Annotated in this window: 12 protein-coding genes; all 12 read left to right on the top strand. The window is 41.9% G+C overall.

What is annotated here, in order from left to right:
- Positions 1 to 37: 37 nt before the first annotated feature.
- The gene (locus JMN32_RS25050) at positions 38 to 1,390 is read left to right on the top strand and encodes a glycosyltransferase (RefSeq protein WP_202859155.1); all 1,353 of its coding nucleotides are present in this window, start codon (positions 38 to 40) and stop codon (positions 1,388 to 1,390) included.
- Positions 1,368 to 2,450: a fatty acid desaturase family protein gene (locus JMN32_RS25045; RefSeq protein ID WP_202859154.1), complete on the top strand. Its 1,083-nt coding sequence runs from the start codon at positions 1,368 to 1,370 to the stop codon at positions 2,448 to 2,450. Before JMN32_RS25050 ends, JMN32_RS25045 begins: the two co-directional genes overlap by 23 nt.
- Positions 2,451 to 2,466: 16 nt before the next feature.
- Positions 2,467 to 10,425 (top strand): non-ribosomal peptide synthetase, encoded by a 7,959-nt coding sequence (locus JMN32_RS25040; RefSeq protein WP_202859153.1) that lies wholly within the window; start codon positions 2,467 to 2,469, stop codon positions 10,423 to 10,425.
- Between the two features lie 71 nt (positions 10,426 to 10,496).
- Positions 10,497 to 12,314, top strand: coding sequence for a phosphopantetheine-binding protein (locus JMN32_RS27800; protein ID WP_202859152.1), 1,818 nt, complete (start codon positions 10,497 to 10,499; stop codon positions 12,312 to 12,314).
- 33 nt (positions 12,315 to 12,347) lie between these two features.
- Positions 12,348 to 14,339, top strand: coding sequence for a glycoside hydrolase family 13 protein (locus JMN32_RS25030; protein ID WP_202859151.1), 1,992 nt, complete (start codon positions 12,348 to 12,350; stop codon positions 14,337 to 14,339).
- The gene (locus tag JMN32_RS25025; protein WP_202859150.1) at positions 14,336 to 15,856 is read left to right on the top strand and encodes a glycogen synthase; all 1,521 of its coding nucleotides are present in this window, start codon (positions 14,336 to 14,338) and stop codon (positions 15,854 to 15,856) included. Before JMN32_RS25030 ends, JMN32_RS25025 begins: the two co-directional genes overlap by 4 nt.
- Positions 15,857 to 15,980: 124 nt before the next feature.
- Positions 15,981 to 16,733 carry a hypothetical protein gene (locus tag JMN32_RS25020; protein ID WP_202859149.1) on the top strand — a complete coding sequence of 251 codons (753 nt, stop codon included), beginning with the start codon at positions 15,981 to 15,983 and terminating at the stop codon, positions 16,731 to 16,733.
- Positions 16,734 to 16,991: 258 nt separating this feature from the next.
- On the top strand, positions 16,992 to 18,749 hold the full coding sequence (locus JMN32_RS25015) for a carbamoyltransferase family protein (protein WP_202859148.1): 1,758 nt from the start codon (positions 16,992 to 16,994) through the stop codon (positions 18,747 to 18,749).
- A gap of 21 nt (positions 18,750 to 18,770) precedes the next feature.
- Positions 18,771 to 20,825: a hypothetical protein gene (locus JMN32_RS25010; RefSeq protein ID WP_202859147.1), complete on the top strand. Its 2,055-nt coding sequence runs from the start codon at positions 18,771 to 18,773 to the stop codon at positions 20,823 to 20,825.
- A gap of 55 nt (positions 20,826 to 20,880) precedes the next feature.
- On the top strand, positions 20,881 to 21,597 hold the full coding sequence (locus tag JMN32_RS25005; RefSeq protein WP_202859146.1) for a thioesterase II family protein: 717 nt from the start codon (positions 20,881 to 20,883) through the stop codon (positions 21,595 to 21,597).
- A 314-nt stretch (positions 21,598 to 21,911) separates the two neighbouring features.
- Positions 21,912 to 23,042 carry a GNAT family N-acetyltransferase gene (locus tag JMN32_RS25000; RefSeq protein WP_202859145.1) on the top strand — a complete coding sequence of 377 codons (1,131 nt, stop codon included), beginning with the start codon at positions 21,912 to 21,914 and terminating at the stop codon, positions 23,040 to 23,042.
- 146 nt (positions 23,043 to 23,188) lie between these two features.
- Positions 23,189 to 23,872, top strand: coding sequence for a 2'-5' RNA ligase family protein (locus JMN32_RS24995; RefSeq protein WP_202859144.1), 684 nt, complete (start codon positions 23,189 to 23,191; stop codon positions 23,870 to 23,872).
- Positions 23,873 to 23,983 lie beyond the last annotated feature (111 nt).

Raw genomic sequence — 23,983 nt, 5'->3', positions numbered from 1 at the left:
CAATACTTGGAATCCCAGATAGTGTAACCCTTATAACATGGATGAGAAAGAACTAATATGTATTGTTATTAAACCTGAGGCAAGTACCATCAGGTCTACACAATACCTGGCAAACTTTTTAAAAAAGCATCGGTATGAAGTGGAATATGCCGGAATCTTTGATGAAGAAACTTGCAGGTATTTTGATAAGAATGACCTGAAGTACAAGGCATTTTCTTTTCCTGAGCCTACGTTTGATTTAAATCAACCTAAAAATTTACACTTATATCAGGTGGAGGCAGAACAGGCATTAATGACAGAATGCTACAACTATTATCGGGAATGTCCACCTAAATTGGTTTTGTACGAGGTGCTAAATACATCATGGACATTGCCTTTTGTAAAATTGGGAGTTCCTTTACTGGGGATCAGTGTTACGCTCTCCACCGAATTCAACACACGATTGCCTTCGGTGCATTCCACCTATGCCCCTTCAAAGAAGCTTAGCCTGATCGATCGTATGAAAATCCTGGCGGGTTGGATGAGCATTTATCGGTGGTGGTTAAGAGATCGTCTTCAGTACAATGCAATGCTTTATAGATATTTTGGGTTGACACATATCCCAAAGAACAATTTTAAGCAGGCTTTCAAAAAATATGGATATCGCATTATATGGGGCGATTATCCGACCAACGATTTTAGGATAAATACACCCGTTCTATATTGCTGTCCGGCAGAGTTTGATCTGCCATACCGCAAAAACAGGAAAAGGGTTTTTTATGGAGGGAGTTTTGTTTTGCAGAACGAAAAACAAGGCGAGCAGTTCGACTGGTCAGTTTTTGGAGAGCAAAGCAAAGTAATTTATGCCACACTAGGTACCATGCCCCAGTTTTTGAACCCTAAGGTGAGGGTGAACTTTTATAAGTCTATGCTCGGAGCCATGGAAGAAATGGATGGTTACGAGTTGATTCTTCAGGTTGGGAAAAAAGAGGATTTGGATGGATTGAAGGTTCCGGGCAATGTACATATTTACGATTGGGTGCCCCATACAGAAATATTCAACAGAATATCCCTGATGGTATGTCATGGGGGGTTAGGAACACTTAGAGAAGCCATCTATCATGGAGTTCCCTCGGTGGTTTTCCCATCTTTTGGGGATCAACCCGGAAATTCAACAAGGGTAATATATAACAACCTGGGAGTCCGGGGTAACCTGTTAGATATCAATAAAACAGAAATGTTGAGACTCATGAATCAGGTTTTTCAGGATGACAACATTCAGCGAGGGGTTCAGAAATTTCAGAAGATATTTAGAGACCAAATGGACTTCCCGTTGGGAATAGACTTTTTCAATCAGTTAATGCAAAAAAAAATCGATAACACTACCTATGGAAACGTTACAACAAATTGAACCGATCAATATTTCAAAAAGTATATTAAGAGAGGTTCAGAAACTACGAGGAGCAAATAAATACTCGGGGTTGTTAATCGTGCTTTTTAACTACCTTCTAATTGCATTTTCAGTTATCATTTGTGTGCAATTTTCGTATTGGTTTTACCCAATTAGTCTGATAATCATTGGGTCAGTTCAGCGGGTTTTTGCTAATCTTTTACACGAGGCCAGCCATGGGTTATTGTCTTCTAATAAAAGGCTAAACCAGATTTTAGGAACCTACTTTACTTCGTTTCTAATCTGTCACCTTTTGATTCCCTATAAGCAGACACACCTTAGAGGGCACCATCCTTATTGTGGAGATGAAGAGAAGGACCCGGATTATAACTTTCAGATAGCTTGTGGTCTGTACGATACTAAAGAAGGGTATAGAATGTTTTTTATCAAAAATATCGTGCTTTCGATTATCGGTTATAGAACCATTGAATACATCCGGTATATCTACCGCGACAGGATCTTTTTTGACACGTCTCATTTGTCAGCGGAAAGAGCTCGTAAATTCAGGAGAGAAAGACTACAGTTTTTTATTACTTGGGCGGTTGTTTTTGCTACTGTAATACTTGCAGGAGTTTTATTGGAATTCTTTCTATTCTGGATCATACCACTCTTTACATCTTATGTTACAATTGGCTGGTTAGCAGAAATGGCTGAACATTATCCTTTGCCAGAATCTGAAAAGTCAGAGTTACTGCTTACCAGAAACAGGCACGGGAACATGATTGAAAACTTTATTTTCGGAAGACATGGAGACCGTTATCACTTGGTGCATCACCTATGCCCTTCTATTCCTTGTTACAAACTCAGAGAAGCACATGAGGTTCTACGAAAAGATGCTAATTATCGAGAATGGGACAATATATGGGGAGGAATTTTTAGTAGGAGTAAATCTAAGACGGAAACTCTTTTGAGCTATACAAAAAAGTATCGTAAGTGGGAAGGAGGGGAGCCTGGTATATCATTTGGGCTACATATGCTGGATGAGTACCGGGGCTTGGTAAATGAAGGCGAACTGAGATAATAAAAGGGAGTATTTTATGGCAAAAGATATAGAGTTAAAACTGGTTGACCGAGGTTACTTTACGGGTCAGCTGGACCGTTGGGAAGGCACGGATTATTTTGGTGATTACGAGCTAAGACATCAAGATGGTTATGAGTCAGGCAGCGTACAAGTTGAAGTGTCAGAGACTTTATTATCTGGTCTGAAGAAGATATCTGACTCCTTGCGGGCACAACATATGGTATTGCTATCAGGTTTCCAGGTGCTGGCGAGCCGATTGTCAGGTTGTAGCCAGGCGCTGGTATTTACAGGAGCTTATACCGATACAGAGACCTCCGTAGCCGACGGTTACGTTATTCCCGTCCTCAGTGAACTGGGACCAACCACCACTTTTCGAGACATATTGTCCCAGGTAAAGTCGAGTATACTGGAGAGCCTTGGCCACCCTCACTGTAATGTGACACATTTGTTAAGTGAGCAGATATCCAGCATTTCATCTGGCAGCCTGTTGGGGTTAACCAGCTCAGGAATCCACGAGCGTATTGACCTTGAAGGCATATTATGTGACCAACACTACCATTTTGAAGGATCAGAGGTACTGATTAGCTATAACAAGCTAAAATACAGAGAAGAGAGCATCTTGCAGCTATATAGTTTTTACGAGCAGTTACTGTTGAACCTTTTAGCGTCTCCCGACCAGAATTACGGCAAAGTAGAGCTGACCAGCGATAGAGAACGCGAACACCTTTTAAGCCAGTTTGATCACCGGTCAGTAAGCTATCCGGAATCATCGACTTTAGTGAGCCTATTTGCTAGCCAGGTATCGTTGTTTCCAGACAACACGGCCATAGTTTACGGCGATGTTCATATGAGCTATTCAGCGTTGGACCAAGCCTCAAACCGAGTAGCGCACATGCTGATGGGCCATGGCGGTCGTCCAGGCGACCTGATCGGCTTGCTAACAGGTCGGAGCCACGAGACGATCATAGGTATACTGGGTATTTTGAAGATGGGGGGCGTCTATGTGCCCGTAGATGTAAACTATCCAGCCAAACGCATTCAATACATCCTTGAAGACAGTGGCGTAGAACTGGTACTGTCCACAGAGTCCGTCAGCGACATATCCTATAAACATCAGATTATCCCTATAAGCACATCGACAGGCTATAGTGATTTACCAACAGGAGTAGAACCCTTACCGGAGGACCTCTGCTATATCATCTATACCTCGGGAACCACCGGTAACCCGAAGGGGGTTATGATCCCCCACCGGAATGTAGTTCGTTTACTATACAATGACTCACTTGATTTTGACTTCAGCAGCAGCGACATATGGGTAATGTTCCACAGCCCATGTTTTGATATGAGCGTATGGGAGATCTTCGGATCGTTGCTTTACGGAGGCCAGCTGATCGTCCTCCCCCGAGAGACATCGATGGATACCCTTGAATTCATAGAGATCTTGAAAGGTCACGGCGTAACGTGCCTATGTCAGACCCCAAGCGCCTTCTACAACCTGATTCGTCATAAAGATCACCATCCCGAAGCTGATTTTAAATTACGCTATATCACGCTAGGCGGAGAAGCCTTTAATCCATCCCTGATGCGTTCCTGGTATGAAAGCTACCCTGAGACAAAGGTTATCAATATGTACGGGATCACCGAGACGACGGTCCACAATACATTTAAACATATTACAAGAGAAGAAATAGAAAGCGGAGCGAGTAACATTGGCCGACCACTGCCAACCCTTTCGATCTATTTACTGGATGAACATGATTGCCTGGTGCCGAACGGAATGATCGGCGAACTTCATGTAGGCGGTATCGGCTTAGCAGATGGCTACTATGGAAAGGCAGAGTTAACATCGAGCCGTTTTATAGAGCACCCCTATATACCCGGTGAGCGTATTTACAAGTCCGGGGACCTTGCACGGGTCATGGAAAACGGAGAGTTGGAATACCTGAGTCGGAAAGACAACCAGGTACAGCTTCGCGGCTACCGGATTGAACTGGGTTCTTTGGAGAACCACCTTCAAAACTACGAAGGCATCAGCCAGGCCGTAGTATTAGTTCAGGAACAACAAGAACATAAGATGCTGGCCGCCTTTTATGTAAGTGCTACTCCCTATAAAGAGTCTATACTTCGTGCATATCTATCCAGTCAGGTGCCGGATTATATGATACCCTCGGTATTTATTCATGTCCCGGTATTACCCCTGACACCCAATGGTAAGACTGATAAGCGCGCCCTTTTGGAGCTATGTTCCACACCCAACCGCGCATCCGGTGTGAGTACCCCGGAGAGCGAAGAGGAGTCTTACCTTCAAAGTCTATGGGGAGAGATACTATCCCAGCCATCGGAGAGCATAGGCACGCATACCAGTTTTTTCAGTCTTGGCGGCAACTCCCTGACCGTTGTCATGCTAAAGCACAGCATCCTAAAAGACTACCAGGTTAATTTAAGTATATCAGCCTTATTTGAAAGAGACACCATATCCTCCCAGGCAACCCTGTTAAAGGAATCTGACCGGACCACACATAGCCCGATCCAACGAACAGCGCCCTGCTTGTCCTACCCATTATCTCCAGCCCAGCGCCGGTTGTATTTTGTACAACACCTGGAAGAAGATAATACAGCCTATAACATGCCCTTTGCCGTTAGGTTGCCCGTGATTCTGGAAGAAGATCGTTTACGGGCATCCTGTCAGCATTTGGTTGAGCGTCATGAGATCCTGAGAACGACATTTGAACAGGAAGAAGGACATCCAGTTCAGAAAGTGCATGAAGAAGGGGCTGTATCCGTAAGGTTTTATCAACCAGATGAAGGAACAGATGAAGCACACCTTCTACAAGAGTTCAGGGAATCATTTTCTTTGGATAGCCTTCCATTGTTTCGCCTAGGCGTAGTACCCGGCGATACAAGTAGCCTTTTGCTGTTTGATATCCACCATATCATCAGTGATGGCGTTACCCAGCATCTTCTGGTAAAAGAGCTTTTGTCACTTTACCAGGGTGTTACCCTTGATCCGGTTCCATTGCAGTACCGTGATTATGTGATTTGGTACCACAGTGCAGATACACAGGCAGACCTGGTTAAACAAAGACAATTTTGGGAGCAAGAGTATGTATCCCTTCCTTCCCCGGTAGAATTACCTGTCGATTATTCCCGACCTCATTTCCGCAGCTTTGAAGGCGATACCCTGTCCCAGCCATTAGGGGCTACAACTACCCAGTCATTAAGGAATTATGCAGAGCAACACAGCAGCTCGGTATACACCGTCATCTATGCAGCCTATTACCTTTTAGTAGGGAAACTGTCCGGCAGCGATGATCTGGTGATAGGTACGATAACCAATGGCCGTAACCACCCCGACCTGTCAGACCTTTTCGGGATGTTTGCGAGTACCCTTCCGATCCGGATGCTATTAGACCGCAACCTGAGTTTTGAAGCGTTCCATGCTCAGGTAAAAGACCGGGTATTGCAATGCATGGACCACCAGGACTTTCCCTATGAAGATTTACTGGAAAGCCTTGACGTAGCCCGTGATACCAGCCGGAACCCACTGTTTGATATCTGTTTGGTTTATGAGCACCTGGAATCTGATCCTGAAGCCAGAGAGGAATACAAAGCAGTTCCGGTTCAACTGGACCACAAGCTGTCAAAATTTGACCTGACCCTGATCGTAAAAGAAACCCCGGAAGGTCTTTTACTGGAGATGGAATACAGCACGGCACTATTTAAACCAGCGACCATACAGGTTTTTATGGATGCCTACCAATACATATTGAATAGCGTCCTTTCCGATCCGGGGCAGTCCCTCCGTTCCGTTAGCCTTCAGGCAGAAGGTCCTGAGGTATATTTAAATTACCCCATAACAGGAACAAGTTTTGCTCCTGATCAGACAGTTATAGATGCCTTTGAGATGCAGGAGAAGCATCACCCGGAAAAGGCAGCGGTGAGCTATGGAGAAGAGTCATTGAGCTACAGCGAACTCAATGCCCGATCCAACCGATTGGCGAGGCACCTTCAGTCGTCAGGTGCCGGCCCAGGGCATCGCATCGGGCTATATTATAATCGGTCCGTGGAGATGATCGTTGCCATCCTTGCCGTACTGAAAACAGGCTCGACCTATGTGCCGATCGATGATGATGCCTCACCAGAACGTATTGGCGAGATACTTTCAGACAGTCAGGCCCTACTGCTACTGACCCATTCGGAGAAGGCATTGAATGGGTTAAACTTTGAAGTAATAAGTTCGGACACCCTTGATCTGGCAAGCTATAGTTCAGCGAACCTGGGCGTATTGATACCCTCCGGCACCCTTGCCTATATCATCTATACCTCGGGCACGACAGGGAAGTCCAAAGGAGTGATGATCAGCCATGAGAACCTGAAGAACCTGGTACTAAACCGGGATACCCCATTTACCTTTAGCTCATCAGATACCTGGACGTTATTCCACCGTTACTGCTTTGACTTCAGCGTATGGGAGATCTTCGGCCCCTTGGTTAGCGGGGGACATTTGTTAGTGCTTTCACGGGAAGAAATACTTGACCCGACCCTTCTTTTGGATCGAATAGTAAGCGATCAGGTAACCGTATTGAACCAGACGCCGACCGCCTTTTATAACCTTATGCGTGTAGCTTTACAGGCGCCTTCAGCAATAAAGCTCCGTTACATTATTTTTGGTGGCGAAAAGCTTCAGCCGGGAATGCTTTCAGACTGGAACGACACCTACCCAGGCGTGAAACTGGTGAACATGTATGGAATAACCGAGACGACGGTACATGTAACCTACAAAGAGATCACCCGCCCGATTATATCCAGGAATGAGAGCAATGTAGGGCTTCCATTGCCAGGATACTTTGCCTGCGTGGTCAATAGCGACGGAAACATAGTTCCCCATGGATTGCCCGGCGAACTCTATGTAGGCGGTTATGGCGTATCCCAGGGATATATTGGAAATGCTGATCTGACCGGCGAGAAATTTATCAGTCGTCCTGAGGTCTCCCCCTGGAAACTATACAGGAGCGGCGACCTTGTCCGGGTTGACGCTCATGGCGAGTTGATCTACTATCGTCGTATGGACCACCAGGTACAGCTAAAAGGCTTTCGGGTAGAGCTACAGGCCATAGAGAATATCCTGTCCACCTACAAGTTTATTGAAGAAGTAAAGGTAGTGTTCCGAGAGCGCTCTCAGGCCCAATACCTGATAGCCTACTATATAGGTCAGGAAGATATAGATGTTGTACAATTTCGCAGATTGCTGGCAGATAAGCTTCCCCTGTATATGATACCGTCGTACTTTGTACGGATAGACCACTTAAAATTAACGGCCAACGGTAAGCTGGATGAGCAGCATCTGCCAGACCCGGTTCTCCGGGTACAGCAAGGTATTAAATCAGCCCAGAGTTATTTAGAGAAGAAAGCATCGTCCATATGGAGCGCTACCCTAGGTCTTGAATCAGTAGGCCTTGAAGATAACTACTTCAGTATAGGCGGGGATTCGATCACAGCAATTCGTCTGATCAGCCGAATGAATGAAACCCTTCATACCAGTCTTAAAGTATCAGATCTCTATAAATACCAGACGCTGGAAGAACTACTTTCCCATGCCCTGTCAGAAGATAGCCGAGGCCATGAGCGATATTACCAGGAGGTACAAACCGATCTGGCAGAGTTTTCAGCATCCTATCGATCAAAACATGTCGACCCGTCGATAGAGTCGGTCTATCCCATGTCGAACATAGAGCGCGGAATGAGCTTTATCCAGCTTAGGAACGAAGAAGCCCTGATCTATTTTGAACAACTGGTATGGGAAGTTACCTATGAGGACTTTGATATCCATGTTCTGGAACAAGCCTTAACCCTATTAACAGAAAAACAGACCGCCCTGCGTACCGCTCTTGATGTCGGGGAGAATGCCCATGTGATCTATAAACCCTTTTCAATAGAAGTTCCCTATGCGGATTTGAGAGGAAAACCAAAGCAGGAGCAGGAAGGGCATATCCGATCATATATGGAGCACTCCCAAGAGCACCCCTTCGCCCTGGATAAGGCACCCTTATGGCGGTTGAGTGCCTTTCGTCTTCAGGAAGACTTTCACGTGCTGATCTTTGAGATCCACCATGCCATTTCCGATGGCTGGAGTATCGCAACCTTTATGACCGAGCTGAACAGGACCTATCGAGCCCTTCAGGAAGATAAGACCTATCGTCCATCTCCATTAAGTACCGGCTACCGGGAGTTCATCATAGAAGAGATGGTTTATGACCGGATGGAAGAGAGCCTTGATTTTTGGAAATCAGAGCTATCGGGCTTTACGAAGTTCAGTTTGAATACCCCTGTAGAGGATAGTTCATTCCGCTCGATAAAGGTTCCCTTTGACCAGGATCTTTTCGGATCGTTGGAAGACCTGGCGTCGAGCCGAGGCACGACCGTCAAGAACCTGTTCTTTGCGGCGTATATGAGCAGTCTGAATATGATGAGCTACAGCTCAGACATCGTAGCGGGTTTGGTGACCTTCAACCGCATGATCGGGGAAGAAGGCGTAGATGTATTTGGTAACTTCTTAAATACGATTCCAGTGCGTCTGGATCTGACAGAAGAACTGACCGGTGAATTACTTTTGACCAAAGTAGAACAGAAGCTACAGGAGATCAAAGCATACGATCGTACCTCCCTGTTCCGAATAGCGCGGGCGATGGGGGTAACCAATTTCACGGAAAACCCGATCACCGACCTGCTGTTCAACTTTACGAGCTTCCATGTGATCTATGAACTATCGATGGATCATTCCCGGTCCGTGACCGAAGAGGAGCGTGTGGCCATCGATAACTTCATCCGGGGTCATGGTTTGTTTGAAGTAAGTGTTAACGGCGTACGAAGCAACTGTTTTATCCAGTATGATTATGTGACCACCTTTATCTCCGATACAGATTTCAGGAGATTCACCCAAATTTATGAGAATACCCTTCGCCTGTTGGCAGACTCCCTTGACCGGAAGATCAACCTGTCAACCGTATTGGCGGAAGACAATGAATCCCTTGCGGAACTTCAGGGTGCTGATAGAGATATTCCCGAAGACTTTTCCATCCTCCCCCAGTTTGCCAGTCATGTATCATCAACCCCCGATGCCCTGGCATTGATTTATGAGGGAGATGAGATAAGCTACCGTGAGTTGGATGCACGCTCAGACCAAATCGCATCGTCATTGCAGACTTCCGGAGTTGTAGGTGGCGATGTAGTAGGAGTTTTACAAGAGCGTAGCCCAGACTTAATAGCCAGTGTACTGGGTATTTTCAAAGCCGGGGGTGTATACCTTCCGATGGATCCTGATTACCCTGCTTCACGGATCAGAGAGATCATCGAAGATAGCGGAGCGGTATGTTTGCTTAGCGGCACATCCCAGTCAGAAGCTATGGAGCTGCCTTCATCATGTTTTGTTATCAGAACAGATACCCTGGCAAAAGATACATCGGCAGTGCTATGGACACCCGCCGACCGATCATCTACGGCCTATATCATCTACACCTCAGGATCAACAGGGAAACCGAAAGGTGTAGAGAACACCCACGGAGGACTGATCAACCGACTGCTATGGATGCAGGAAGAGCTTGGACTTACCGCAGGCACTCGTTTTTTACATAAGACACCGGTCGTTTTTGATGTCTCTGTCTGGGAACTTATTTTACCGCTGATAACAGGAGGGACACTGGTGATCGCACGCCCTGAAGGTCATAAAGACCAGAGCTACCTCAGCACAACGATAGCAGAAGCAGGTGTTGAAGTCATACACTTTGTGCCCTCGATGCTCTCAGTATTTCTGGATGCGATGCAGTTAGAAGGGGCAACGCTTCCCGGAGTAGAAGATGTGATCTGTAGTGGCGAAGCGCTGAAAGGAGTGACCGTAGAAGCCTTTTCGTCCGTTTTTACCCATGCACGACTCCATAACTATTATGGACCAACCGAGGCAGCCATAGATGNACCGTAGAAGCCTTTTCGTCCGTTTTTACGCATGCACGACTCCATAACTATTATGGACCAACCGAGGCAGCCATAGATGTGACCTCCATTTGCCTGGATGGTTACTCCGGCGGGGTGGTTCCCATCGGGCGTCCGGTGTTAAACACGCAGATCCATATCATGGATGACCAAAGCCGTTTATTGTCCCGTGGCAGCGTAGGAGAGCTATGCATAGGAGGAGTTCAGGTAGCAGCGGGCTACGTTAACCGTCCGGAGTTGACCTCGTCAAAATTCATCATGGCAGATGGTGAGTTGGGCCGTTTGTACCGAACCGGCGACCTTGCCCGCTGGCGATCAGACGGAACCCTGGAGTACCTGGGCCGGATCGATACCCAGGTAAAACTACGAGGTTATCGCATAGAGCTGGGAGAGATCAGCAATGTGCTGGAGCGATGTGTAGGGGTGCGTCAGGCAGCCGTCGCCCTTCGTCATCGGGGAGAAGACGCCCACCTGGTGGGTTACTACGTATCCGATGGTCCCATTGAAAGAGATGAGTTAAAGGCCCATTTGTCAGCGTATTTACCGGATTATATGGTTCCCGAGTATTATGTTGAGTTGGAGGCGTTGCCATTGACCCATAATGGTAAGCTGGATTACAGCTCCCTGCCTGACTACCAGGTATCAGTGGAAGAATATCAGGCACCTTCCAGTGAGGTGGAGCGCCGTCTGGTAAGTATATGGTCCGAAATCCTCGAACTCCCCCAGGAAAGTATTAGCACTAATGCCGATTTCTTTGAACTGGGAGGACACTCGCTGACGCTTATGAAACTCATACAGCAAATAAACATGCGTTTGGGGATCATTATTTCCATGGATGTTATATTCCGGAATACAACAATCCAAACCATAGCAAGTCATATCAATAACCGTTATAGCTGGGCGGCAGGGCTTGACGAAAAGTTTAAGAAAATAAAACAGGCAGAAACTGTAAAAATTGCAGAAATCGCCAATTCTAATTCAACTAATAAATTGTTTTTCTGTGCGCCAATGGGAGGTATAATGCCGTCAACAAGCATTATAGGGATATTGGACATGGGACCATACCTAACAGATATAACAGATTTTTTTGGTGTTCAGGCTCCTGCTTTATTTCCTGAAATGCTCGAAATGATCAACAACGATCAGGATGTAAACCTGAAGACGTGGAATTTTGATTTTTCCAGATTTAAAGATATTGTTGAAGAAACAACTCGGGCTGTTCTGAAATATCAGCAGGATGGAACCTTTCTTATTGGTGGATTCTGTTCAGGTTGTGTACTTGCACTTGAAGTGTCTAAAAGGCTGAAATCTATGGGAAAAAATGTTGGCCCTCTTGTATTGGTAGATCCTCCTCTCTGGATGACAGCACCTGTACTTCCTGAAAAAATAGCTTCTACGTACACACTTGGAGAAACTGCATCGTTCATAGCAAAGGATATCGACTGGCAGGCAGGTATTGAATCTGCTGATATAGAGATTCTTATGAAAAATCAGCCTTTGGAGAATGTCTGGGAAATTGGAAGAGGAGTTTTAAAGGAAAAAGGAGCTATTAAAGGTGAAACCAGAGCTGCCGACATAAAGAGAGCATTTGGGCATAAGTTTTACAATGATCAGGCTTTGTCTCTATTTTTTGCGCATAACCAGTATAAGGTGCCTGTTATCGACCCCGATATTCCTGTTTTGTTATTGTTGCCAGAAGCTTCATACAGCAACGATAGTGATACGGTAGCTTATGTCGAAAGCCATATTGCAGCGAATTGTCGTTTAGGAAAGTTTGAAGGCCAAAATCACACTCTTTTTCAGGAAAAATATCTTCGAGAATGGATTGAACGCGTTAAGCAGCATCTTCTACATCGGGAAGAACTAATCCCGGGTTGAACAAACAATTTCAGCATAATTCAAAAATAGAACATGGATAAAACTCTTATTCGTAAAGAAATTCTATACATATCCTCAGATCCTACTGTTACCGAAGTACATGTAGGTGTTTTCCCGGTCAAAGGAAGATATTTTAGAAAGCCTATGGAGTGCAGACAGCCGGGTATATTTGAGCTTAAGGTGGATCTGCCTAGAGGAAAATCATTTATACATTATTTTTTAAATAAAGATTTTACCAAACCGGTTAATAGCGAGTTAACGATGATCTCGGTTTATGATTCTCATAAGCGGTCACCACTTATTCTTGAGACAGAGCCCTTTAGCCCGCTTCAATTTGAAAACTCTTCAGCCTGTATAAGTCACATCAAAGATGATATATGGGAGATACGTGCTATTACGCATCATGGATGGATAGAGGAAGTTGTACTGGAGACCAGGGAGAAAAGTTATTCACTAACACGGTTTTTTCAGTATAAAAATAAATCATTCTGGAAAACCAGGGTACGTTTACAAGGCGAATATCTTCATTATCACCTTAAGATAGCCGGGGTTCGGCAGGTTAGATATTATCATCCTGGAAGTATGTTATCCGCTGATGTTCAGGAAAATAATTTATTTGTCTTTGACCTTAAATCAAATTATAAATCAGAGACAGGTACTCAGCTTTTCGGGTATCAGGTATTTCCCGACAGGTTTCATCGAACTAAGGAAGAGCCTGTGGAAAAACATTTGGAATCTTGGGGAGAGACTCCTGATTACTATAAGTTTTTTGGGGGCACAATCAAAGGTATTATTAGTAAGCTGGATTATATAGCATCTATAGGTGCAGAGTTTATATACCTGAACCCCGTGTTTCATTCAAAGTCATACCATCGGTATGATTGTATCGATTATTTTAAGGTAGATCCGCTTTTGGGTAATGAAGAAGACCTTAAAAATTTGGTTGAAGAGTTACATTCCAGAGGAATGAAACTCATCCTGGATATCGGGCTTAACCATTGTAGCACTGATTTTTTTGCATTTAAGGATGTTTTGGAAAATGGAGAAAACTCAGCTTATCGGAACTGGTTTGAGATTAGCTCCTTTCCCCTGATTGAGGGGTCGCATTGTAACTATAGTTGTTGGCATGGTTACCGAGAGCTGCCCCAGTTTAATTTAAAGAACCCTGAAGTAGAGGCTTACTTTTTGAAAGTGGTGGAAAAATGGATAGGGGATTACCATGTAGATGGATGGCGGCTGGATGTTTGCACCGAGATGCCGGAGTCATTTATCCAACGTTTTGTAGCAAGAACCAGGGAAATTAATGCAGAGGCATTGATAGTGGCAGAGAGCTGGCACTTTGATGAAAATATTTTTTCCAGGTCGTGTGCGATAAATGGGTTTACCAATTATGCCTTATATCTGGATGTGCTGACTCCATTTTTTATAAAAGGAAGTATATCGGTGAGAATGCTGGTTTATAAAATGTTGGAAGTTTATTATAGAAATTCCTATCGCTTTAGCCGGGACTCATGGAATTTCCTAAGTAACCACGATGTTGCCCGTTTTTACTCCTTGTTAAACATTAAAGACTTGTATGAGCCTGCACTTACCTTGCTCTTTGCATTACCTGGCACGCCGGTGTTGTATTATGGTGAAGAAAAAGGGATGGAGGGATTGGGAGATCCTCTCAATCGAAGATGTATGGAGTTCGACGACATTGATGCCGAATATAGAACAAAGCGTTTTGTTACATACTTAAGTCAAATCAGATCAGAACATAGCGAAATTTTTAAAAATGGAAGCCTGTCCTTTTCTTCAGTAGATTCTTCTAAAAAGAGACTCATTCTGGAACGAAGTTTTGAAGGAGAGTCACTTTACTTCCTTTTCAATTTTTCTGATGGAACTACCATTTTTAGCATAGATGGAAAAGAAATTAACTTGGAGCCATACCGAGTTGAGATCGTATTTTCCGCTAATGGGAGCGTATCCCGAATGATTACTGATACTTTAAAAGACACCAGAAACCCTATCAATATTATATGATTGTTCACTTAGCTTCTGAAGTTGCCCCCTTTTATAAGCGGGGAGGCCTTGGTGATGTAGTGGGAACATTACCCAAATATTTGTCGGTAAAAGAGCCCAATGTGGTTATTTCTTTTTACTACAAAACGAGAATGCACAAGGATTATTTGTTTGAGCAGGATTGTTTTGAAATAGAGATCCAAAATGTTAATTATACCTTTCACTACTATCATTATCAGGAAGACGGTGTGGATTTTTATTTCCTGAATATGTCGGATGATATGCAGTTTAGTGATATGGAATCGGGAGAAGGAAAAACCTCAGATGAAGATGGAGAAAAACCTTATGGACAAAACTTCCCCTTTGTGGTTTATCTCTATTTTGCCAAAGCTGCTTTGCATCTGATAAAACTCAAAGATATGCAGCCAGGTTTTGTTTTTTTTCACGACTGGCATGTATGTGGGTGTTTCGTATACCCTGATTTGCTGGAAAGCCTGAGTCCTAACTGTAAAACTATACTCCTGATACACAATTATGAATTTCAGGGCGAAATATTTTTAGATCAGGTGCATTTGCTGGAAGCAGAGACGCGTGAGCAGCTTATGGCAGTACATGGTATTCATGGAATGCTTACATTCTTTTCGCTTGCCTTCAAAAATGCCGATTATGTAGCAACTGTTAGTGAAACGTATGCTTGGGAGTTATGTGAAAGTCAGGTTCCACATTGCGGTATGCAGTTCCTGGATTTAATAAAACGAAATAAGATATATGCACTTCCCAATGGCATTGATGAAAAACAATGGTCACCGGATCAAAGTCCTTTCCTTTACAGGCATTATGACGTGTCGAGTTATAAGAATGTAAAACCATACTGGAAAAACAGGATGTGCAAAACCCTGAACATAACTGAAGGAGAAGAACCTGTTGTTTTGTTTATGGCCAGACTTACAGAGCAAAAAGGAATTAACTTGCTTATGAATCTATGGAAGTCTGAGGCTGAAGCAATGGAACAAATACGTACACTTCTGGATCAGGGATTAAAGTTAGTTGTATATGGAAGGCCGGCCAATGGAGTAAATGGTATTATACACAAAAGGCTTTCTAAGGCCATGGACTTGTTTCCGGGAAGGTTTAGTTATGTTCATGAGTATACAGAAAAACAGGCTCATGAATTTCTTGCTGGTGCCGATATGATATTATGTCCTTCATTGTTCGAGCCATGCGGACTTGTTCAAATGTATGGTCTTGCTTTCGGTTGTGTTCCTGTTGTAAGGCCCGTTGGAGGATTAAAAGATACCGTAGTTTCATATGCTCATCTTCCACATGAGTGTACCGGCTTTTATATTCCCGAGTTTGAGCATGAAAGCCTTGTGGAAACATTGTGTGAAGCAGTACAAGCATTTCATCGAAAAGCTGAATGGCATGGTATTATTGAACGAGGTATGAGGGAAGATTTTTCATGGAAACGGTCTATGGAAAAGTATTTAACATTTCTGGATATGGTTGAAGAAGAGAGTCAGGTAGTTATGGCAGAATAAGAGTGCCGTACAGTTCCAGAAAATTCTTCAGGCAATTGGAACCAAGATGATTATGGAGGATCTCTTCAAAATGATGAAAAAAACTGATTTCAAATAAAGTATAATATATAAAAGGTATAGATCAATGATGAGGACAAAAATTGTAAAAATCCCGAATGATATGAATGATGAAGAGTTGATAGCCTTGGCTGATGCTTTTCGATACAACACTTTTGAAATAGAAACATTGGAACCTAACGAAGATAACATTCCGGAAAATCTTCCGGATCCGATGAAGGAAATAGACAGCTATAATGCGATGTTTAAGGAAAAAACAGGAAGTTTTAACTATTTAGCGATACGATTTGCGGTTCCTTCCGGTACGGTTGTACATGTTCCTATTGCCGTATTTGGTAAGGGAGAATCCAAAAAAGTAAGGTTTCCTCTCATTATGAATGGTTCTTGGTTTGCGATGTTAACGACTGATAAAGATACTTTTCAAATGGGTTTGGGAGTGGGAGAGGAAGAGTGCTCCTTATATTTTTCACGGTTTGTGGATTGGAAGCGCAATTTTATTGAGAAAATATTTGACCACTATCTTCAAAGTGAATATTGCTCAGCAATGTGTTGGGAAGTAAAGGAGAAATCAAGTAATACACGAAAGATTGCAGAAAAGCTGGGCTTCTATCGCATTGTATTTGATAATCAGGAATTGTATACGTCTAAGGATATATCAGGAGATCCGGAGATGATCAATTATTTTACCTCAGCATTTTCAAAGTGGCTTGATTTAAACAAGACAGATAAGGAAAACATACCTCCCCAGGGGCATAAGAATACGGTTACTCTTTTTGCAAAAACAGTAGGGTATGAAACCCCGGAAACTATCAAAGGGTAGTTTTAACAATGAAGTACAATATTATTCTTTAACGTTAAGATAATTTGTAAACTTCAAGCTACACATAAGGCCTCACCAGGAAACGTTGGACAGTGCTTATTATATTATAGCGGTTTCTTTTAATAATACAGAGTAATGGTTTGGCTATTTAAACAATTTTGTAACTATTATTTAACCAGTTACCCATATAGGCAGTGGGTTTTCTATTGCTTCTTTTAGAGGCAATGAAATATACTTTAACACTTATCTCTAGTACATATGAATATCTTAGGAATTTCTGCTTTTTACCATGATTCGGCTTGTTGTCTGTTACAGGACGGCGTACTGATCAATGCTATTCAGGAAGAAAGGCTGACACGTATAAAAAATGACTCGTCATTACCTAAAAAAGCATACCGATGGTGCCTGGAACAGGCACATTTATCTCCATCTGACATAGATTGTATTGCTTATTATGAAGATCCTGTTAAGAAGTTTGCCAGGCAATTGTGGAGTAAAAACCAGAATATTCGTTTAGATAATCTGGCTGATTTTGATCCCAAAAATGTTGAGTATAGCATTCGTGAGCAGTTGGGATATGAGGGGAAAATCGTATTTGTTGATCATCACATGTCTCATGCAGCAAGTAGCTACTTCTTTTCTGGTTTTGAAGATGCAGGCATACTCACCGTGGATGGTGTAGGAGAGTGGGCAACAACAACCTATGGGCGTGCCGAAGGCAAAAAAATAGACCTTTTTGAGGAAGTACATTTCCCAAATTCTTTAGGATTGCTTTATAGTACCATAACAGCTTACCTGGGGTTTGAAGTCAATGAAGGTGAATATAAGGTAATGGGGCTGGCCCCCTACGGCACACCTCATTATGCATCACAAGTTCGCAAATTAGTAACAATGGAAGATAAGGGGCAGTATAGCTTGAACATGGAGTATTTCGACTTTATGAAAGGGAAGCGAATGTATTCGGAAAAACTGGTCGACTTGATAGGGGTGCCGGTACGTGAGCGGAATGCATCTTTAGATACCTGCCATATGGATATAGCTAAAAGCCTTCAGGTTGTTTTGGAAGAGATTCTTATAGAGAAAGTTACTTACTTATATAATGAAGTAGAATCTGAAAACCTCTGTCTGGCGGGAGGTGTTGCTCTCAATTGTGTAGCAAACGGAAAAGTTTTGAAAAACACCCCTTTTAAAAACATGTTCGTTCAACCTGCTTCTAACGACTCAGGAGGAGCCCTGGGAGCCGCCTGTCAGGCACATGTTCAGATTACGGGAGAACGTCCGGCTCAATCACGTATTCATCAGATATACACAGGACCTTCATTTTCAAATGATCAAATTTCAGTTGTTCTGGGAGACTTTACCAAAGAGGCTCTGAATTATACGACGAATGAAGAGAACCTTCTTGATGAAGTAGCAACGCGTCTGAAAGATGGAAAGGTTATAGGCTGGTTCCAGGGTAAAATGGAGTTTGGCCCCAGAGCATTAGGGAATAGGTCCATATTGGCAGACCCCAGAAATCCGGATATGCGAGATATTATTAACAGTATGGTAAAGAAAAGAGAGGGATTCAGGCCCTTTGCCCCGGCGGTGATCAAAGAGAAATGTTCTGAATACTTTGAACTGGATCATGAGTCTCCTTTTATGTTAGAAACTTGTCAGGTAAAGCCAGGAATGGATATGCCGGCGATTACCCATGTGGACGGCTCAGCACGTGTTCAAACAGTTAGTTTGGAGTCTAATCCCAGGTTCTATAAACTATTATCGAAGTTTGAAACCTATAGTGGAGTACCCATATTACTGAATACATCATTTAATGTAAAGGGAGAGCCTATTGTATGCTCTGTAGAAGACGCTTTGCTTTGCTTTATCAATACAGAAATCGATTGCCTCGTTCTTGGCGGATACATTTTTGACCGTAATGAAGAAACAGTAAGGAGGATCAAGAAAATTCTAGGGGAAAAATTCAGTACTGTACAACAAAGGAATGTAAACAGTGATGTCTACACGTTTGCATAAAATGCTTAAAATCAAAATAGAATGGAATTAAAAGAGACTTCAAATAAAGTAGCAGAACTTGTTTACTCAGGAGCGTCGATTGATCTTTCGAATGAGTTGGCACTATTCATAGAGGAGCAACAGGAGCCTGCAACCAAATCTACTGAGCCCGTGAGCAGGCCGGAAAAAGTAGGGAGATGGATTAAAGATGACATAAGTGGGAATTATGTAAAAAATCCGGAGTTTGATTCAGAAGATGACAACTGGTCTGAGGTGGAGTTTATCACCCCGGGAAGTGAAGATGTATATCGTATAGTGCTTATTGGCGAATCTGTAGCAAGATGCACCCATTTTCCACATGAATATTGTGCTGCCCGGGTTGTTGAAAAGATGCTATCAGAATCTATACCGGGTCGCAAAATTGAGGTGGTTGACCTGGCCAAAGAAGGGATGCGTTTTGAACAACTTATGGAAGTTATTTCAGAAAGTGTATTGCTAAATCCGGATATGGTTATTGTATTTGCTGGAAATAACTGGCAACCGGGAAGCTCTTTGGGTACACCCTATAACTTTAATATGCTTCAGAAAACTGTTGGGACATCCGGGCAGACCCAATTTATCAAGGATACACTTAGAGATAGCCTTAAAAGTAATGTAAATGATTTTAAAGAACTCCTGACTGGAATCAACGCAGAATATAATATCCCGGTTTTATATGTGATGCCGGAGTTTAACCTTGGCGGTTTTAAGCCAGCTCGGAAAGAGTATGTTTCCCATTTTTTACCTGGAAACAAAATGAAAATATGGAGTGAAGCCTATGATTCTTGTCTGCATGCCGAGGCTTCAGGAGGTTGGGAAGAGGTTAAAAAACTAGCCGGTCAAATGATGGATATGGATACTGAACATCCTTTTGCATATGAAATGATGGCTAAATATTTTGAGCATATCGGTGATTTACGCCAGAGGAGGGAATTTCTTGAGCAGCTTAAAGATAAAGCCCTTATTAATGCCATAGGAACAAGTGCTCCAAGAAGATTTACGGTTATTAGAGAATTGGTAAATGATATCTTAAAAGAAAGTCCTGTAACGGTTGTGGACCTTCAGGAAGTGCTAAAAAAACATAGTCATGAAGGAATTCCGGGAAACGAACTTTTCTTGGATTATTGTCATCTTAATTTTAGAGGTATCCACCTGGCTATGGGGGCTTTGGCTTCTCAAATAGCAAGTATACTTGGAGTGAATATAGATGCAGCCAGTATGTCCGCGATAGAAAGTCCTGTTTCGGAAAGAGTACTTTCTATCACTCACTTTCAGGCGGCTATTCATAACTATTACGTAGGCCAGGATACTCCTTTGCTTTATCATCATTGTTGTGAGGCATTAAAGCATGCAGATGATGAGTTGGTTGAAGCATATCATAAATCCTGTATACTGTTTTCCAAACGTTCTTCAGCAGTCTTTTCAGATGAACTTCACTTTCTGTCAGAGGTTTATCCGTTTGAAAATTTTAGTGTTTTCGGACATCCGAGAAATAAGAAGCTGATGTTTATAGAACTTGTAGATGCAATGACTAAAGCGTTGCAGGTGGTGAAAAAAATTGAGATAGCAGATGAAATAAAAAATATTCGTATTCAGGAATATAAAATAGGAAAAGAACCTGTTGATTTACTTGAAAGTCCATATGCGGAAAGATCGTTTCAGGAATTTCTTTGCGATGAAGATGTCGCTTATTATCGGGCACATGAAACACGCTCTTCCTTTATATGTGTTGCTGATGCCTCCGAAAACATTGAACTGGATGTTACTGCCCGAATTCCTGACTTTGCTTTCTGTGATATTAATTCGGCAGTAAAGGTGTATGTCAATGGTGACTTGTATGAGACGGTTAGGGTTTGTGATGAGTGGACCAATATTAAAATTTCTATAAAAAGGGAAGTTTTAGGAGCTGGGGTAAACAAATTGGAGTTTGTTTGGCCAGTTCCGGAAAAACAGGTAATGAGAAAGCTTTATAAAACACTTAGCTTACCCGGGGAGATTATTAATATGATCTATTACACATTTGCTGAAATGTTTGCTATAAGAGCTGTTACCAGTTAGTGATAAAATAAGGAGACTTTTGAAAGTCCGTTTTTAGATAAAAACCAATATTTAAATGAGTAGATTAAAGTTGTTTGCCTTTCCCTACGCCGGAGGGTCTTCCAGCATTTATAACGGTTTAAGACCTTTGTTGGATGATCAGATTGAATTTATTCCTGTTGAACTTGCAGGGAGAGGCCGGAGGATAGGAGAGGACCTGTATCCGGATTTGAATGCTGCGGTAGATGATTTGTATAAAATTGTATCACCCCAGATAGGATTCTCCCAATTTGCTTTTTTTGGACATAGTATGGGGAGTCTATTAGCTCATCAATTGGCTAAGCGATTGAAAGAGGAGTTAGGGGTATCTCCAAGTCACATATTTTTTTCTGGTAGAGGTGCTTTACAAATGAACATTGAAAAAGAAAAAAAGTATCATCAAATGAGTGAGCAACAGTTCAAAGATGAGGTACTTTTATTGGGAGGCACACCTCCAGAGTTTTTTCAACACCCTGAGCTTCTGGAGTTATTTTTACCTTTGCTTCGAAATGATTTTAGAATTGCTGAAACTGCACCGAGTATTGACGGGTTCAACAAGGAGGGTGTGGATATTACCGTATTTACCGGAAGAGAGGATGACCACACTGAGGAACAAATAGCCGGTTGGAATGATTATACAACAGGGAGCTGTGAAATTCATACTTTTGAAGGAGGCCATTTTTTCATTCATCAGGAAATGGATGCAATTGCCAGGATTATTAATTCTACTATTGATCAGCTGGTTATTAAATAAATTTAAAATTTTCACCTCATTAATAAGTCTAAAGCCGATTATCGAAAGATGATTGGCTTTATTTGTTTTATACCTTTTCAACAGGCATCGTTTGTTCCGGTTTTGAAAGGAGAAAATAGGAAATGCTTAAATGGAGTTGCTGGTAAAAAATCGCTATATTGAAGTGTATGTAATATCTGCTTATAGCCATTTGTAAGTTTAGTATTACTGGATGGTTAACATTGTTGACTATAACCTGAAAAAACTTCTAAGGAAGTACTTTTGGTCTAACATGGAACCCAGGGGTAAAGCCTTAGAATAAGTCCGTGGGTACTATGATAAATGGGAAACAAACATATACTTTTCAATTATCTGATAAATGCTTATCCAGTGAAGAAATCCGAGTTTTTGAAGATTGCCTGAATTATTACAACCTGGACAACAGTATATGGGAAGTGTTTGCCTGTCTTTTCAAATCTAGTGTAGAAAATGCAAAACCGCTTTTACTTAAAGCATTTAAAGACGGAAGCCTTTTTGGTGTTACCATTGTTATCAGGTGTAAGCGCTATGGTAAGTCCCTTTTTAATAACAAACTTCTTTCCGGGTTAATAAACATCATTAATATACCATTTTACCTATGGATCAAGTTTGGTTGTTGCATGGATATGATGTCAAATCCCGGCTTTGTGAAAGACCCCGAAAAATCGGAAGAGGTATTTAGGGCTATGTTATCATATTTTAAAGAAAATAACTTATTAACATTCATAAATGATTATTCTGAAAACATTGGGTTGTATGAGTCTGCTGCAGTGCTTCCGGCACTTCCTCACGCAATAATTGACTGTTCATCAATGACATCTATACAAGATTATACCAAAAGCCATAAGAATATAAAACGTAAAATCAGGGTGTTTAAAAATAAAAATGGAGAGTATAAAAGGATTGATAAACAGCTGAATAAAGGGCAACTCAACTCACTAAAAAAGTGCTTTATATCAACCTCTGAAAAAAGCGTATTCTATTTACCTTATCAGAAGCTTTATCTCAATGCAGCGTTAACTACAAGTAGTACAGAGCTAGAAAATGTTCATTACTTCATAGCCACAATAAATGGTGAATTTATTGGTTATCAAGCCGCATTAGCAACAGGAAAATATTTAAATGCGTTGCATGGAGCTTTCGATCGTAACCGTAAAACCAACTACCATGCATATGATATACTGTTTGTGAAAATGACAGAATTTGCCCTTGAAAAGGGGCTTAAAATGATTGACTTTGGAGCTGTAATTAATAGTACAAAAGAGAAAATGATAAATAAGTCAAAAGAGATGTCATATTTCATTTATAGCAAGTATTCTATGGTTCAGAAACTCTTCAGGGTTTTGTTAAAACTGACGAAAATTCAAGGAGCTGAACAAATGAAATTCAGGCAGAGTGATGAAATAATCGCCCAAGACAATGGATAGAAAATAACAGTCGGTGCGGTAGTAAATAAAGTGTGGTAACCCGATTATGAACACTTATTACCAAAGTAAATTGCAAAGCCTACCATTTTCTTATCCAACTGTTAGGCTGCATTAAGAAAATTAGCTGGATACAATAGAAAAGATAAATGAATCTAAAAGAACACTATGACAAATTATATCAGGATTCAATTCAAAAAATACAATCAGATTCTTATCAGGTTGATGAGTTAATTGACTCGGATGGAGACAATAGATTTGGTATTACTCTTTTATTACGACCAGATAATACAGTAAAAAGCAATATTCATAAGTTGCTTTCAGAAATTAGCCTGATTGAACCAAATCAATACTTTTACCGTGATTCGGATTTACATGTGACGGTAATGTCCATAATTTCTTGTTACAACGGGTTTGCTCTTCATCAAATAAAGGTCGAAGAATATATTGAGGCTATTAAAAAAAGTATAAATGGGTTGAGTCGTTTTCATTTAGAATTTAAGGGGTTAACCTCTTCTCCATCTTGCCTAATGGTACAAGGTTTTTTTGAAAATGATGTTCTTAATCAGGTTCGTGATAACCTGAGAATTAACTTTAGAGATGCAGCTTTGGAACAATCGATAGATAAAAGATATGTAATAAAAACAGCCCATTCAACGATACTGAGACTAAAAGAGAGATTCAGAAATAAAGAGGGTTATTTGAAAGTATTGGAAGCATACAGAGACTTCCATTTTGGCACCGTTACCGTTGATACATTAGAGTTAGTGTTTAATGATTGGTACCAAAGAAAGGAATACGTTAAGATCTTACATAGTTTTAAACTGAAATAAAGGCACTGCCGAGGGTAGTCTATATAAATTCTCTAATGCCTAAGGTAGGCCATGTTCTGGCTAAGAAGTATAAACTAAATTGAGGATTAAAAAGAGAGTAAGGTATAATCA

This window comes from Fulvivirga marina (assembly GCF_016775155.1).
In the GTDB taxonomy this organism is placed as follows: domain Bacteria; phylum Bacteroidota; class Bacteroidia; order Cytophagales; family Cyclobacteriaceae; genus Fulvivirga; species Fulvivirga marina.
This window is presented reverse-complemented; position numbering and strand designations above follow the sequence as displayed.